This is a genomic window from Mesorhizobium sp. P160927 (genome assembly GCF_057766385.1).
In genome coordinates this window covers 823,860-836,783 of record NZ_JBYMDW010000001.1, presented here as the reverse complement: position 1 = coordinate 836,783, position 12,924 = coordinate 823,860, and the positions used below count along the sequence as shown (strand labels likewise).

At 63.1% G+C, this 12,924-nt stretch carries 13 protein-coding genes and 1 pseudogene; 7 read left to right on the top strand and 7 right to left on the bottom strand.

Annotation, left to right across the window (positions count from 1 at the left end):
* Positions 1–27 precede the first annotated feature (27 nt).
* The 3 genes from AC3CB8_RS04280 to AC3CB8_RS04270 all read left to right on the top strand — a co-directional run bounded on the left by AC3CB8_RS04280 (position 28) and on the right by AC3CB8_RS04270 (position 2,681).
* Positions 28–1,305, top strand: coding sequence for a polyhydroxyalkanoate depolymerase (locus AC3CB8_RS04280; RefSeq protein WP_023781991.1), 1,278 nt, complete (start codon positions 28–30; stop codon positions 1,303–1,305).
* Positions 1,306–1,465: 160 nt separating this feature from the next.
* Positions 1,466–2,080, top strand: coding sequence for a transglutaminase-like cysteine peptidase (locus AC3CB8_RS04275; RefSeq protein WP_352563415.1), 615 nt, complete (start codon positions 1,466–1,468; stop codon positions 2,078–2,080).
* Between the two features lie 361 nt (positions 2,081–2,441).
* The gene (locus tag AC3CB8_RS04270) at positions 2,442–2,681 is read left to right on the top strand and encodes a hypothetical protein (RefSeq protein ID WP_023772014.1); all 240 of its coding nucleotides are present in this window, start codon (positions 2,442–2,444) and stop codon (positions 2,679–2,681) included.
* Positions 2,682–2,727: 46 nt separating this feature from the next.
* Here AC3CB8_RS04270 and AC3CB8_RS04265 read toward each other — a convergent pair whose 3' ends face one another.
* The 4 genes from AC3CB8_RS04265 to AC3CB8_RS04250 are packed head-to-tail and all read right to left on the bottom strand — an operon-like array spanning position 2,728 to position 5,449.
* On the bottom strand, positions 2,728–3,096 hold the full coding sequence (locus tag AC3CB8_RS04265; RefSeq protein WP_352563416.1) for a helix-turn-helix domain-containing protein: 369 nt from the start codon (positions 3,094–3,096) through the stop codon (positions 2,728–2,730).
* Entirely contained in the window at positions 3,093–3,623 is a 531-nt protein-coding gene (locus tag AC3CB8_RS04260; protein WP_023781992.1) for a Smr/MutS family protein, read from the bottom strand. Before AC3CB8_RS04260 ends, AC3CB8_RS04265 begins: the two co-directional genes overlap by 4 nt.
* On the bottom strand, positions 3,620–4,720 hold the full coding sequence (gene mltA / locus AC3CB8_RS04255) for a murein transglycosylase A (RefSeq protein ID WP_023793374.1): 1,101 nt from the start codon (positions 4,718–4,720) through the stop codon (positions 3,620–3,622). The genes AC3CB8_RS04260 and mltA overlap by 4 nt, the downstream gene beginning before the upstream one ends.
* A 21-nt stretch (positions 4,721–4,741) precedes the next feature.
* Positions 4,742–5,449, bottom strand: a complete 708-nt coding sequence (locus tag AC3CB8_RS04250) for a Tim44/TimA family putative adaptor protein (RefSeq protein ID WP_023772010.1) — start codon at positions 5,447–5,449, stop codon at positions 4,742–4,744.
* Positions 5,450–5,647: 198 nt separating this feature from the next.
* Between AC3CB8_RS04250 and AC3CB8_RS04245 the strand changes: the two genes are divergently transcribed.
* The 3 genes from AC3CB8_RS04245 (at position 5,648) to AC3CB8_RS04235 (ending at position 9,024) form a co-directional block, all read left to right on the top strand.
* Positions 5,648–6,145, top strand: a complete 498-nt coding sequence (locus AC3CB8_RS04245) for an FxsA family protein (RefSeq protein ID WP_352563492.1) — start codon at positions 5,648–5,650, stop codon at positions 6,143–6,145.
* 392 nt (positions 6,146–6,537) lie between these two features.
* A complete protein-coding gene (gene secB, locus AC3CB8_RS04240) occupies positions 6,538–7,035 on the top strand; it encodes a protein-export chaperone SecB (protein ID WP_023772008.1) in 498 nt (165 codons plus the stop codon).
* Between the two features lie 348 nt (positions 7,036–7,383).
* A complete protein-coding gene (locus AC3CB8_RS04235) occupies positions 7,384–9,024 on the top strand; it encodes an ABC transporter substrate-binding protein (RefSeq protein ID WP_352563418.1) in 1,641 nt (546 codons plus the stop codon).
* 782 nt (positions 9,025–9,806) lie between these two features.
* Here AC3CB8_RS04235 and AC3CB8_RS04230 read toward each other — a convergent pair.
* Positions 9,807–10,319 (bottom strand): hypothetical protein, encoded by a 513-nt coding sequence (locus AC3CB8_RS04230; RefSeq protein ID WP_352594841.1) that lies wholly within the window; start codon positions 10,317–10,319, stop codon positions 9,807–9,809.
* A 61-nt stretch (positions 10,320–10,380) separates the two neighbouring features.
* Here AC3CB8_RS04230 and AC3CB8_RS04225 point away from each other — a divergent pair.
* Positions 10,381–11,374: pseudogene (locus tag AC3CB8_RS04225) on the top strand (IS1595 family transposase).
* A gap of 132 nt (positions 11,375–11,506) precedes the next feature.
* Here AC3CB8_RS04225 and AC3CB8_RS04220 read toward each other — a convergent pair.
* Both AC3CB8_RS04220 and AC3CB8_RS04215 read right to left on the bottom strand, forming a co-directional pair.
* Complete coding sequence (locus AC3CB8_RS04220; RefSeq protein ID WP_352594838.1) at positions 11,507–12,304, bottom strand: DUF1828 domain-containing protein; 798 nt, start codon at positions 12,302–12,304, stop codon at positions 11,507–11,509.
* Positions 12,295–12,816: a hypothetical protein gene (locus AC3CB8_RS04215; RefSeq protein WP_352563423.1), complete on the bottom strand. Its 522-nt coding sequence runs from the start codon at positions 12,814–12,816 to the stop codon at positions 12,295–12,297. Before AC3CB8_RS04215 ends, AC3CB8_RS04220 begins: the two co-directional genes overlap by 10 nt.
* Positions 12,817–12,924 lie beyond the last annotated feature (108 nt).

Genomic DNA, 12,924 nt, shown 5'->3' with positions numbered 1-12,924 from the left:
GTCGTCCCTTCGGTCGCGGGGTAACGTATGTTCTACCAGCTCTACGAAATGAACCACGCCGCCCTGCAGCCGGCGCGGCTCTATGCCGACGCGGTCCGGTTGTTCTACTCCAACCCGCTCAACCCGGTTTCGCATATGCCCTGGGGCCGTTCGATCGCCGCGGGCGCCGAGCTGTTCGAGCGCACCACGCGCCGCTACGGCAAGCCGCAATTCGGCCTAGCCAAGACGGTGGTCGACTGGACGAGCGTCGCGGTCACCGAAAAGACAGTCTGGTCGAAGCCGTTCTGCAATCTCGTCCGGTTCGAGCGCGCCGTTCCTGCCGGGCGCAAGGCCGACCCGAAGCTTTTGATCGTGGCGCCGATGTCGGGCCACTATGCCACGCTGCTGCGCGGCACGGTCGAGGCGATGCTGCCCTATGCCGACGTCCATATCACCGACTGGGTCGACGCCCGCATGGTGCCGCTGGCCGATGGCAGCTTCGATCTCGACGATTATATCGACTACGTCATCGACATGCTGCACACGCTGGGTCCCGACACGCATGTGATGGCCGTGTGCCAGCCTTCCGTGCCGGTGCTTGCGGCCGTGGCGCTGATGGAAGCGAAGGGCGACCCGTTCGTGCCTTCGACGATGACCCTGATGGGCGGACCGATCGACACCCGCCGCAACCCGACCGCCGTCAACCTGCTGGCCAAGGAAAAGGGCATCGACTGGTTCCGCGACAATGTCGTCATGCGCGCGCCCTGGCCAGTGCCGGGCTTCGGCCGCGAGGTCTATCCCGGTTTCCTGCAGCTTTCCGGCTTCATGAGCATGAACCTCGACCGCCACATCATCGCCCACAAGGAATTCTTCATGAACCTCGTGAAGCACGATGGCGACAACGCCGAAAAGCACCGCGACTTCTATGACGAATATCTGGCGGTGATGGACCTGACGGCGGAGTTCTATCTGCAGACGGTCGACACGGTCTTCGTGCGCCATGCGCTGCCCAAGGGCGAGATGACGCATCGCGGCACCAGGATCGATCCGTCCGTCATACGCAACGTTGCCCTGTTCACGGTCGAGGGCGAGAACGACGACATTTCGGGTCTTGGCCAGACCAAGGCGGCGCAGGATTTGTGCGTCAACATTCCCGGCGACAAGAAGGCGCACTACATGCAGCCGGCAGTCGGCCATTACGGCGTCTTCAACGGCTCGCGCTTCCGCTCCGAAATCGTGCCGCGCATCGTCGACTTCATCACCAGCTATGGCCGCCAGAACCGCGTCCCGGTGAAGCCGAAGCTGGTCCGCACCGCCAAGAGGTAGGCGGTTTTGCAGACGGAACCGGCCGCGGGTCCGATTCTGTTGCACAAGGGCCGCTGCGCCTCCCTGCTGGTAACCATGCCGCAAATGAGGCCGACGTCGTAATTGACACGGAGTGTAAATCGCCCTTAACGTTTCGTTAACAACAGGGCGAGCGGGGACAATGAATTCCTCAACCATGCGAAGGCTGCGCGTATGCGCGGCAGCAGGGCTGGCGTTAACGGGGGGCTGGATGGCACCGGCCTGGGCTTCGGGCGCCATGGCGACCGGGGGCCTCACCTCGCAGCCGATCGGCCACTACGATTTCTGCAAGCAGCGTCCAGGCGAATGCTCGATCCGCCCGGCCAATCTCGCGCCGGCGGTCCTGACCGAGGGGTTGATGCGCAAGCTGGTCAACGTTACCGCCAGGGTCAATGCCGCCGTAAAGCCGATGAGCGACATGGACATTTACGGCAAGGACGAGGTCTGGGCCTATCCGGATAAGGGCGCCGGCGACTGCGAGGACTACGTGCTGGAGAAGCGGCGCCAGCTGTCCCGCATGGGCATGTCGCTCGCCGACCTCCTGATAACCGTGGTCCGCAAGCCCGACGGTGAAGGCCACGCCGTGCTGACGGTGCGCACCGACGGCGGCGACTATGTGCTCGACAATCTGACCGACAAGGTCAAGTCCTGGGACCAGACCGGCTACCGCTTCCTCAAGCGGCAGGCGATCGACAACACCGGCCGCTGGGTCTCGATCCGCGGCGGCCAGCAGGTCCTGGTCGGCTCGGTGCAGTAGCAAAGAGCGCCGCGGGTTCGAACCGCGCAGCTCTCGTGCCGAAAGTGTCTTCCCGCTTTTTCCTTGCGATGGCCGGCGCCGCCCGTCATTACCCTGCCGGGCATTTCTCCCCGTGACGGGGAGAAATGTGCCGTCATCAACGGTTTCGCCAATTGTTAGTGGTGCAAGAAGGGTGGCGAGGTTGCCCCTTCTCCCGTTCTACGGGGAGAAGATGCCGGTTAGATGAGGGGCGGCGCTAACATTGCCGATCGCGCGTCTTGCGTCGCTCTCCAGTAAATCTTTCATCCCTCCGTGAACCATTTCCGTTCGCCCGGCGACACATAGCCGTGAACGATAAAAACCCAAATCATGGAGACTTCAAATGACTGCTTTTCTGCGCAACACTCTCCTCGCCGCGGCTGCCGTTGCGGCGCTGACCGGATCCGCTCTGGCCGGGCAGACCATTCCAAGCTGCGCCAACACCAACCTCAACGATTTGTGGGCCGGCCGCTGTTGCGGCGAGGCCGGCGCTTCGGACTGCCTGGGAGGTGGAAATGGGGGCCAGGGTCATGGCGACCATGGTCGTGGCGGCAATGGCGGCAGCACAGCCGGCAAGAATTGATCTCAGCACGGCGCCCGCCTGCTGCTCGCCGACGGGCGCCGTCAAGCTAAGACCGCCGGCCCAGCGCCGCGCGGATCGAAGCGGTAATGCGCAGAAGCTCGGCCTCATCGAGTTTCTCGATGGTCTCGGCCAGAAGATTGGCAAGTTCGGTGGCGGCGGGGGAAAGACCCGACGTATCGAGTTTCACCCGCGGATGCGAGGTTTCGGCCAGCCGCGCCAGCTCCTCCGCATCGTCCCATATGACGTTGAAATAACCGATGATCTTCTGGATCAGCGTCCAGGTCGGCGCGCCGCGCCTGCCGTGCTCCAGTGCCGAGAGATAGGCGGCGCTGACGCCGATCGCCGCCGCCATGTCCTTCTGGCTGACGCCGCGCGCGGCGCGCAGCGCCCGCAGCCGCTCGCCGAACGGCGTCATGAGCGCGCCCGCCGCAACCTGATATAAAGCGCGCCCGAGCCGCCATGGTTGCGGGCGGCATGGTCGTGACTGGAAACCAGCGGCCGGAACGCCGGTGTCGACAGCCAGGCCGGCACGGCGCGCCGCAAGATGCCATCGCCGCCCGAGGAAGACCCCTTGCCGGTGATGACCAGCACATAGCGGACGCCGCCGGCATGCGCCCGGTGCAGGAATGAGAACAGCAGCGAATAGGCCTCGTCCTGCGTCATGCCATGCAGGTCGACGCGGCCCTCGATCGGCAGCCGGCCTTTTTGCAGCTTGTCCAGCGTCGGCTCGTCGAGGCGGTGCGTGACATGCTGGATCTTCGGCTTTACCGTGCCCGGCGCGTTGGCGGAAGGCTGGACCGGCTGCGCCGGCGTCGGCCTGGCATCGACGGCCATGTCCGGAATGTCGACGGCGGCGCGGCCTTTGAGCGGCTTGGCGGTGCGCGCCACCAGGTTCCACAGCACCCGATCGTCGTCGCTGAGCTTATCCCCGCGCTTGCTCATCTCGCGCCCCCGGCCAGCGCGCGCGGCACCAGCGCATAAAAATCGGCGGCGTTGCGCACCACGCCGGCGATCTCGCCGGCGGCATCGCCCGAGCCGGCGAACAGGTCGCCCCGCGCCGGCCCTGTTATGGCCGAGCCGGTGTCCTGCGCGATCATCAGCCGCCGGAACGGCCTTTCGTCGAAGGCGGTGAGCGTCGGCGCGTCGATGTAAAAGGGCGTGCCGAATGTGTGCAGCAGCCGGTCGACGGCCATCGAGCGGCCCGGCGTCAGCGGCACCTTGGCGGCGGCGATCGGACCGAGCGCGGCATCTTCCACTGCAGCCTCGCGGAAGAAGATGTAGGAGCGGTTCTGCCACAGGATCTCGTCGACCCGCTCCGGATGCGCCTTGAACCAGGCGCGGATCGACTGCATCGTCACCTGCGCCAGCGGGATTTCACCGAGCCCGCTCAGGATTTTGCCGGGGCCAGTAAAGCGCTGGCCTGACTTGGCGGCGTAGGTGACGCGGCTAAGCCGCCCGTCCGTCATGACAAGCCGCGCCGCGCCTTGGACATGGATGAAGAAGGCATCGACCTTGTCGGCCAGCCAGGCGATCTCCAGCCCCTGGCCGGCGAGCGCGCCGCGCTCGATCGCGCCACGGTCGGGATATTCGGCCAGCCCATCGGCGGTCCGGCGCGCGAAGGCGAGGTAAGGATCCATCCCGGCGGGCCGGTTGGCGTCGTCCACGTCAATGAGATTGGCCGGACGCGACAGCAGCGGCACGCAGAAACGCTCCGTCCGTACCGGCGATGCCTCGACTTGCGGCTCGTAGAAACCGGTGACGAGACCGGCGCCGGTGTCCGGCCGCACCAGCATGGGCACGAAATGGCGCTCGAAGAAGGCACGCGCTTCGGACGAACTGGCGGCAGGGGCTTCGCGTGCTTGCGCATAGGCCCCTGCGAAGGCGCCGAAATCGACGCCGAGCGCACCGCTGCGATAGGGTTTTACCGGCACATGGAAGGCGGACCGGGCAAAAGCAGCGAAGGCCGGCAGGTGGTCGTCGTCGCCCCAGCCGGGCAGGCCGCCGAAGGACCTTTCTACAAGGAGAGGCGACAGCGACACCGGAGCCTGCCTTTTTCGGACTCAGTCTTCTTCTTCGGTGGCGACGAGCTTCCAGTTCGGATCGCGCGAGCGTGTGTCGCGGGCGAAGGTCCAGACATCCTTGACCTCGGCCACCGTCTCGGGATCGCCGTCGATGACCGTACCGGCCTGGTCGCGCGTCGCCGAGATCAGCTCGCTGATGATGCGCAGCGTCACATGCGCCTCGCCGCCCTTCATCTCGGCCGAGACGATGTCGGCCTTGTCGATGCCGACGAAGGAGGACTGGATCTTCTCCGACTTGGCCTCGCGCTCGCCGATCGCGGCGACGAAGCCGTCATAGACCTCGCGGGACAGAAGGTTCTTCAGCGTTTTGCGGTCGCCGTCGGCATAGGCCATGACGATCATCTCATAGGCCATCTTGGCGCCGTCGACGAACCCCTTGGGGTCGAAGGAGGAGTCGTTGTCCTTGATCGCGCGCAAGCCCTTGTTGAGATCGGTGCCGGGCTTGGCGAAGGCGTCGATGGCCGTATAGGTGTCGGCCGCCGCCGGCTCGCCAGGCGCCCGCTTGCGCGGCAGCGAAACGACGTTCTCGGGCTTCTGCGTGGCGTCCTTGTCGGTGCGCGCCGCCGTGTAGGGGTCGAAAGGCGGCCGCTCGCTACCGGTCCGGCGGCCCAGCACGTTGCGCAGTTGGAAGAAGATCACCACCGCCGCGATCAGGAAGAAAATCGTGCCGAAGTCGAAGAAGCCCATATTTTCCGCCAATCAATCCCTGCCTCTAGGCCGGACCGTCCAGCCGAAGGCCGCGGTCGCATAGCGTTCACCATTCAAAGCATATAGAACGCAAGGCGCAATCATTCAAATCAAAGGCAGGCATACCTATCTAACAGCCTCCGTGCCAGCGGCGATTGGCCGCCAGGGGGACAAAACAATCGAATGATCGGTAAAGACTTGCGCATTTCGCTGCTTCCCCTCTTTCTCCTGGCGCTTCCGCTGCTGGAAATCGCCGGTTTCGTCGTCGTCGGCCGTGAGGTCGGCGCGCTGGCGACGGTCGGCCTGGTGCTGGCCTCGAGCTTCGCCGGCGTGCTTTTGCTGCGCCACCAGGGTTTCGGCGTCATGACCCGTATCCGCACCGAGATGGCCGCCGGCCGCGACCCCCGCGGCCAGCTCGCCCATGGCGCCATGATCGTGGTGGCGGCGATCCTGCTGATCATTCCCGGTTTCATCACGGACATTGTCGGCCTGCTCCTGTTCCTGCCGCCGGTGCGCGATCTTGCCTGGAGCAAGCTGAAGGGCCGCATCGTCGTGGCCAGCAATTTCTCCACCGGCGGCTTCCGCCGGCAGCGCGACAAGGTCATCGACCTCGACTACGGCGACTATTCGCGCGAGGACGACCTGAAGCGCGGCCCGGACCACAATTCGCCGTGGCGGCGGCTGAAGGACGACTAGCTCGCGGCCGCGGCGTTCCGGTCTGTTTTGTCGAGGCCGGCGCCGCATTGTCCCGCCGGACATTTCTCCCCGTATAGTGACGGGGAGAAAGGGCTGATTGGGGCGGCGCTGGCGCTCAATCCTGCAACGTTGGCGATTGGCGAAAGCGCCGATGACAGCACCCCTCTCCCCGTCACTATAAGGGGAGAGGATGCCGGCAGGCAGGTGAGGGGCGGCACTGCCCTCGGCGATGATCTTCCCGTCACAAAGCGTCCGCGTCGATTGCCTCGGAACCACCGGGCGGCAAACCTTGTCTTGTCATGCCGGCCATGGTAGCGAACGCCCGATTTCAATTCGGTCAGCCCCGATTCAATTCGGTGAGCGAGACTGCCCAGGGGAAAAGGATAAGGCTCATGGCCAGCAATGATGACGCGCCGGTCGGCGCCAACGGCAACGGCAACGCGGCGCAACCATCGCTCAACGTGCTGGCCCAGTATGTGAAGGACCTGTCCTTCGAAAGCCCCGGCGCGCCGAACTCGCTGCGCGGCCGCGACAAGGCCCCCGGCATCGCCATCAATGTCAACGTCAACGCCAACCCGCTTTCCGACAAGCAGTTCGACGTCAATCTGACGCTGAACGCCAAGGCTTCCTTCGACCAGGAAGTGCTGTTCAACGTCGAGCTGGTTTATGGCGGCGTCTTTGCCATTTCGGGCTTCCCGCAGGAGCACATGCTGCCGATCCTGTTCATCGAATGCCCGCGCCTTTTGTTCCCCTTCGCCCGCCAGATCATCGCCGAGGCGACGCGCAATGGCGGCTTCCCGCCGCTGATGCTCGACCCGATCGACTTCGCGCAGATGTTCCAGCAGAAGCTGGCCGAGGACCAGGCCGCGTCGAAGGTCCAGGTGAGCTGATCCGCGGCTGACATGCATCGCTTGAAAAACCCGGCCTCGCGCCGGGTTTTTTTGTTGGGCGCCGCCATCGCTTCGTCGTGACGGGCGGAGCAAGGAGCGCGGCGACGCGGCGCAGACCCGAGGATGACGAAGGTAAAGGCCCCTGCGGAGCTCCGCACAACTCCTGCGGATTCCAGAACATTCCGCAACGTCACCCAGCCCTATCATTCCCTCTCAGGCAATGGCGCCCCGGCGGTCGCAGCCGCGCCGCGTCGGCTTGTCCGCCGGGGCGCAGCCTGTTTCCGTGCATGCCTCGTCCTAAAGCTGCTGGGCACTTTTGGGCATGCACCAACGACAAAGGGAACGACGATGAAATTCATGCTGACCGACCGCAAACTTCACCCGCGCGCCAAACCTGTCGCCGCCGATTTCAAGGCGGGCGGCATCAGCCGTCGCGAATATGTGGCGCTGATGGCCGGCCTCGGCGTCAGCGCCGCCGGCGCTTTTGCGCTGGGCGGCATTGCCCCGACGCCCGCCCGCGCCGCCGAGCCGAAGAAGGGCGGCGTGCTGCGCGTCGCCATGAACGTCAAGGGATTCAAGGACCCGCGCACCTTCGACGGCGTCGAAATGTCCAACGTCGCGCGCCACTGCAACGAATATCTGGTGCGCTGGAACACCGACTTCTCCTTCGAGCCCTGGCTGCTCGAAAAATGGGAGATGAGCGATGACGCCAAAACGCTGACGCTGCATGTGCGCAAGGGCATCACCTGGTCGAACGGCGACGCCTTCAACGCCGACGACGTGATCCACAACCTCACCCGCTGGTGCGAGGCTGGCGTTGCCGGCAACTCGGTCGCCGCGCGGATGGGCGCGCTGGTCAATGCCGACACCAAGAAGGTGGTCGATGGCGGCATCGAGAAGCTCGACGACTACACGATCAAGCTCAATCTGCCGAAGCCGGACATTTCGCTGATCGCCGGCATGGCCGACTATCCGGCGCTGATCATGCACCGCTCCTATGATGGCGACGGCGATCCGATGAAGGCGCTGGCGATCACCACCGGCCCGTGCGAACTGGTGAAATGGGACGCCGAGACGGGTGCGGAGGTCAAGCGCAGGGACAAGCCCTGGTGGAAGGGCGAGTTCTATCTGGATGGCATCCAGTGGATCGACTACGGCTCCGACCCCAACGCCATGCTGTCGGCGTTCGAATCCGGCGAGATCGACACCGACCACGAAACCGCTTCCGACGCCGTCTCGCAGACCGACAAGATGGGGCTGAAGAATTCCGAGATCGCCACCGGCTCGACCATCGTCGCCCGCTTCAATGTCGCCAATCCGCCCTATGACGACATCAAGGTGCGCCGCGCCGCGCAGCTCGCCGTCGACAATTCCGCCGTGCTGAAGCTCGGCCTCGACGGCCGCGGCAAGCCCGCCGACAACCACCATGTCGGCCCCATGCACCCCGAATATGCCGATATCGGCCCGGCCAAGCGCGATATGGAGGCGGCGAAGAAGCTGCTGGCCGAGAGCGGCAAGGCCGACCATGAGTACGACCTCATCTCGGTCGACGTCGAATGGCAGAAGAGCACCGGCGACGCCATATCGGCGCAGATGCGCGAGGCGGGCCTCAAGATCAAGCGCACCGTGTTGCCCGCCGCCACCTTCTGGAACGACTGGAGCAAATATCCCTTCTCGTGCACCGAATGGCTCGGCCGCCCGCTCGGCGTCCAGGTGCTGGCGCTGGCTTACAAGTCGGGCGCCGCCTGGAACGAAAGCGCCTATGCCTCGAAGGAGTTCGACGAGCTGCTCGACAAGGCGCTCGCCATGCCCGACCCCAAGGCGCGCAAGGAGATCATGGCCAAGATCGAGCAGAATTTGCGCGACTCAGGCATCATCATCCAGCCCTACTGGCGCTCCGTCTACCGGACCTACCGCAAGGGCATCGAAGGCTGCGAACAGCACCAGGCGCTGGAGCAGCATTTCGAGAAGGTCTGGATTGAAAGCTGACGCGGGCGCGGCGCCAATCTTGGACGTCGCGCCGACGCTGTTCTTCCTGTCGCGGACGGGGGATGATCTCGACGTACCAGCCCGGTCCCCAGCAGCGTTCAGATCAAACTGGCGAAGGTCAAACCGGGACCTCCGGGCGATGTGGAGCGCCTTTGGTCCACACTCATATCGTTCGGGAAAGATGGCCGGCGCGATGCCTGTGAGACAATTGCCTGAGCCCCGCGCCGGCCACTAGCGACCTGATGAAGGTCCGCCGCCAGATTTGTGTACCGGCCCCGCGCCGCGCGATCAACCGAGCCGGATGGTTGGTATGAATTCGTACCAACCCTGCTGGGATTTGTCGCGGGAGAGCCAGCGGCGGCAGCAGGCCTGCCCGTTCCCGGAAAACGTCTTTAGCGCAGGCAGACCGACACTGGACACGCGACAGCCGTCACGGCCGAAAGCGTCTCGCGCTTGCTCAGCGTCGGTTTTGCATAGATCTTTTTCACGGATAATCCCCCAATCGGCCCGCGTCCAATGCGTGGACCTGATGTCAATACGGGCCGGCCATGGTTCAGGCGGACTGTTCCTATCGCCAAGGTCGGCGCCGCCCCTCACTGTCCTGCCGGACATCTCTCCCCGTAAACGGGCGAGAGGGCTGGCAGCAACGCCGGCGCCTTTTGTGCAAGCGGTGGCGATTGGCGAAAGCCGCCACGACAGCGTCCCTCGCCCCGTTTACGGGGAGAGGATGCCGGCAGGCAGGTGAGGGGCGGCGCCGACGCATGGAGACAAGGCGGTCCCGCTCACCGCGCCGGCTTCACCAACGTCCAGATCCAACCGGCGAAGGTCGCCACCAGGAAGGGATAGCCTGCCGCCGGCAGCGGCGCCGAGGTCGGCAGCAAGGGCGAACCCCACAGCACCATGCCGACCGAGGCCAGGAACAGCGCGGCCGCGACGAAGGCGGTGAACCGCATCCACAGCGCGAAGGTATTGGGCACGCTGATCAGCATCAGCGCCGCCGCCCACAGCGAGATGCCGCCGACATAGGAAGGCACGCTCGCTTCCAGCCCCGCCGCATTGCCGGATAGAAGCAAGCTTTCGCCGGCCAGGAATGTCAGGAACCCGGCGGCGACGCAATCATTGCCGAGACGCTGGTATTTCATGGTGAGCAGCGCGGTGGCGACGACGAGCGCCACGCCGTCGATCGCCCAGAGGGATTCACGCAGCGGAGCGCTGGCAACGAAGGTGCCGGCAAGGCCGAAGATGCCGCCGATGGCGAGGCCGGTGGCGGCGATGAGGTCTGGAGTGGAACGCATGCGATGTCTTCCCCAAGCCGGGGAGAGAATACGTCAGGGCGGAGCGTTCTTAAAGGGTGGGGTGGCGCGAAAGGAAGTTGCCATTGCCGATTTGACTTCTTCAACACGCCGACCTTGGCCGCATGGGCCTAATTGCCCGCATTGCGGCAATGCCAATCCCGACCGCTGCGCTTCCAAATGGATGCGTGCGGCGTATGCTTGGCATCACTTACAAGAACGCTTGGTTCATGGCGCACCGCATCCGTGAAGCGAAGGCGGAAGACGCGTATCACCAAGATGGTTGGCAAGGCTCACCGCCCCGGCCTCTACAACTGCATGTAATGCCGTGAGCAGTTCACCGTCACTGTCGGCACCGTGTTCGAGCGCTCCAAGATCGCCTTGAACAAGTGGCTTCTGGCGACGTTCCTCATGGCTTCGTCCAAGAAGGGCATGTCCGCGCACCAGCTGCACCGCGCTGCGGCGAAATGTAATCGCGGTCGACGCGTCCGATGTAGGTTTCGTCGGCTTCAACGGTCTTGCCTTCTCCGCCAAGCGGTCCAGCCGACTTAACGCGCAAAGGCCAGCCGCGCTTGAAGCGCAAGATGAAGCCGAAGCGCACCGTTATCGGCCTTGTCGAGCGCGGCGGCAGAGCCGGCATGGTTCACGTCCAGCACGCCACGAAGGCTGTTGTGCGCGATATTCTGGTGCGCAATGCCGGCCGCAACTCGACGCTCTACACCGACGAGTCCAAGCTCTACACCACGACCGGCGAGGAATACACCTCACACAAGACGACCAACCATTCGGCTGGCGAATACGTCCGCTATGAGGACGGCGTGTCGATCCATTCGAAGACGATTGAGAACGTGTTCTCGGTCTCCAGGCGCGGCATGGTTGGCGTCTACCAGCATTGCGGCGAAGCTCACTTGCACCGCTACCTTGCCGAGTTTGATTTCCGCTACAATCGCCGCACCGCGCTTAAGATCACCGATACCGAACGCCACGACCAGTTGCTTGCCAAGATCGAAGGCAAGCGCCTTTCCTATCGGCGGATCGGTGAAAGCGGTATCGCCTAAGCAGAAGGCGCGAAGGCTTATTGCTTTGAGGAAGAGGAAGGCGAAGCCTTAGCGGGCTTCACCTTCTGCGGTTCATGGGGCTTCGGCGGCGTCTTAAGCATCCGCTGAAGCGTTTTGTTAAAGCGCTTTGTGTCAGTGGACGCTTGCTGCTTCGTTGCCGACGACGACGCGGGCGATTCGTTGGATCGTATCATGAGGACCACTTTTGTATCTGGGCAGCGCATCAAGTCGGTTATCAGCTTGAAGGCGTACTTTCTGGCTGATTGAATTCTCTGTCTCTAGCACCGCCACCACCGATAGAGGTTGGTGCACTACGCTTTCCGCTATCACACGCAATAGCATTGCCTGCCAAATCTTGGCTTCGTTGGTGGCGATGAAGAGCGCGACAGGGTCTCGGTTCACCGGATAGAAAACCATATCGGGCGTTATGTCCTTCAGTTCCTCTGAAACAGGCTTCCCTTCAACATACCTGATTTCACGCTTGTCCATCTCTTCCCTGATTGCGGCCCTCACGTCATCCTCGAAAGCATTCCTTACACGTTCGACTGTCAAAAGAATCAGATCGTTCAGGCGAAGCAGCAGGGCTGAAAATTCGAGGATGGCCGTTGGCAGATCGGCTTCAGCGATGCCTTCTCTAAAAATTTCTCCCATCTCCTCGTCATAGGCCGCTCCATGCTGCTCCAGGATCTGGGATAATGCCTCCCTGCGGCTGGCAACGTCCATTGTGGCGCCTTCAGCTTCGAGGAAGGCTATCGTGAGGGCGTTATCGACAAGGCGATACACGCCAGCCTTAGGGCCAAGCGCGTATATGCCGATTGGGTCTCCGGAAATGAAGTTTTGATAGGGCGTGCCAATAGCCATGCCACCGCTAAAGGCGGTGACTTGGACGTTCTCACAGAACGCCCTGCATAGTTGGTCCTTCAAGCCCATGGCATCGCGTCTTTTGCAAAGATATCGTGTTGGTGTTCCATGCCGACAAGGCTGCACGCAATCGCCGTAGCAACCTCCTCACTCATAGCATGCCCATCCTTAAGCATTTTCATGTGGCGATGGTAGGACCTCGACTCTGGAATTCGCCTCGTCCCTGCCGGCTTGACGATGCCTACTGACAAGCTGTCGGTATCGCCGCAGACCGTATGAACATGCCAACCGCCGTGGTTGGCATGAAACTCCCATCTCGCCAGTACACGACAATCACCGCCGACTTCCTCGCCCAGCGTGACAATAAACTCTGGAACGAGCGCATGGTAAGCAACCAAAACCCTATAATTCCGCCCTTGGGCGGTAAAGGTTATGATCTGCCACCGCCAACGACGGGTAAGGGGATAGCCTTTCCCCCTCTTCTTACTGAGAGGGAAGTCCTTTGTTTTCAGCTTCTCGTCGCTCCACAAAGAGAACGCGACGTTTGCCTTTCTGTGCCTAATTACCCCAGTCACCCTCATGACTGTATTCTATGCTGAATCCCGGCCTGTCACGCAATGGCGACGCTATCGAATCGCCAGTACTTTGTCACGTATATAATTAGGATATAATTCCTAGCTACATCCGCG

Excerpts from the sequence above, each read along its gene's own strand:
- AC3CB8_RS04280 (WP_023781991.1), top strand. The coding sequence starts at position 28 with ATGTTCTACCAGCTCTACGAAATGAACCACGCCGCCCTGCAGCCGGCG.
- AC3CB8_RS04275 (WP_352563415.1), top strand. The coding sequence starts at position 1,466 with ATGAATTCCTCAACCATGCGAAGGCTGCGCGTATGCGCGGCAGCAGGG.
- AC3CB8_RS04270 (WP_023772014.1), top strand. The coding sequence starts at position 2,442 with ATGACTGCTTTTCTGCGCAACACTCTCCTCGCCGCGGCTGCCGTTGCG.
- AC3CB8_RS04265 (WP_352563416.1), bottom strand. The coding sequence starts at position 3,096 with ATGACGCCGTTCGGCGAGCGGCTGCGGGCGCTGCGCGCCGCGCGCGGC.
- AC3CB8_RS04260 (WP_023781992.1), bottom strand. The coding sequence starts at position 3,623 with ATGAGCAAGCGCGGGGATAAGCTCAGCGACGACGATCGGGTGCTGTGG.
- AC3CB8_RS04250 (WP_023772010.1), bottom strand. The coding sequence starts at position 5,449 with ATGGGCTTCTTCGACTTCGGCACGATTTTCTTCCTGATCGCGGCGGTG.
- secB (WP_023772008.1), top strand. The coding sequence starts at position 6,538 with ATGGCCAGCAATGATGACGCGCCGGTCGGCGCCAACGGCAACGGCAAC.
- AC3CB8_RS04235 (WP_352563418.1), top strand. The coding sequence starts at position 7,384 with ATGAAATTCATGCTGACCGACCGCAAACTTCACCCGCGCGCCAAACCT.
- AC3CB8_RS04230 (WP_352594841.1), bottom strand. The coding sequence starts at position 10,319 with ATGCGTTCCACTCCAGACCTCATCGCCGCCACCGGCCTCGCCATCGGC.
- AC3CB8_RS04220 (WP_352594838.1), bottom strand. The coding sequence starts at position 12,304 with ATGGGCTTGAAGGACCAACTATGCAGGGCGTTCTGTGAGAACGTCCAA.
- AC3CB8_RS04215 (WP_352563423.1), bottom strand. The coding sequence starts at position 12,816 with ATGAGGGTGACTGGGGTAATTAGGCACAGAAAGGCAAACGTCGCGTTC.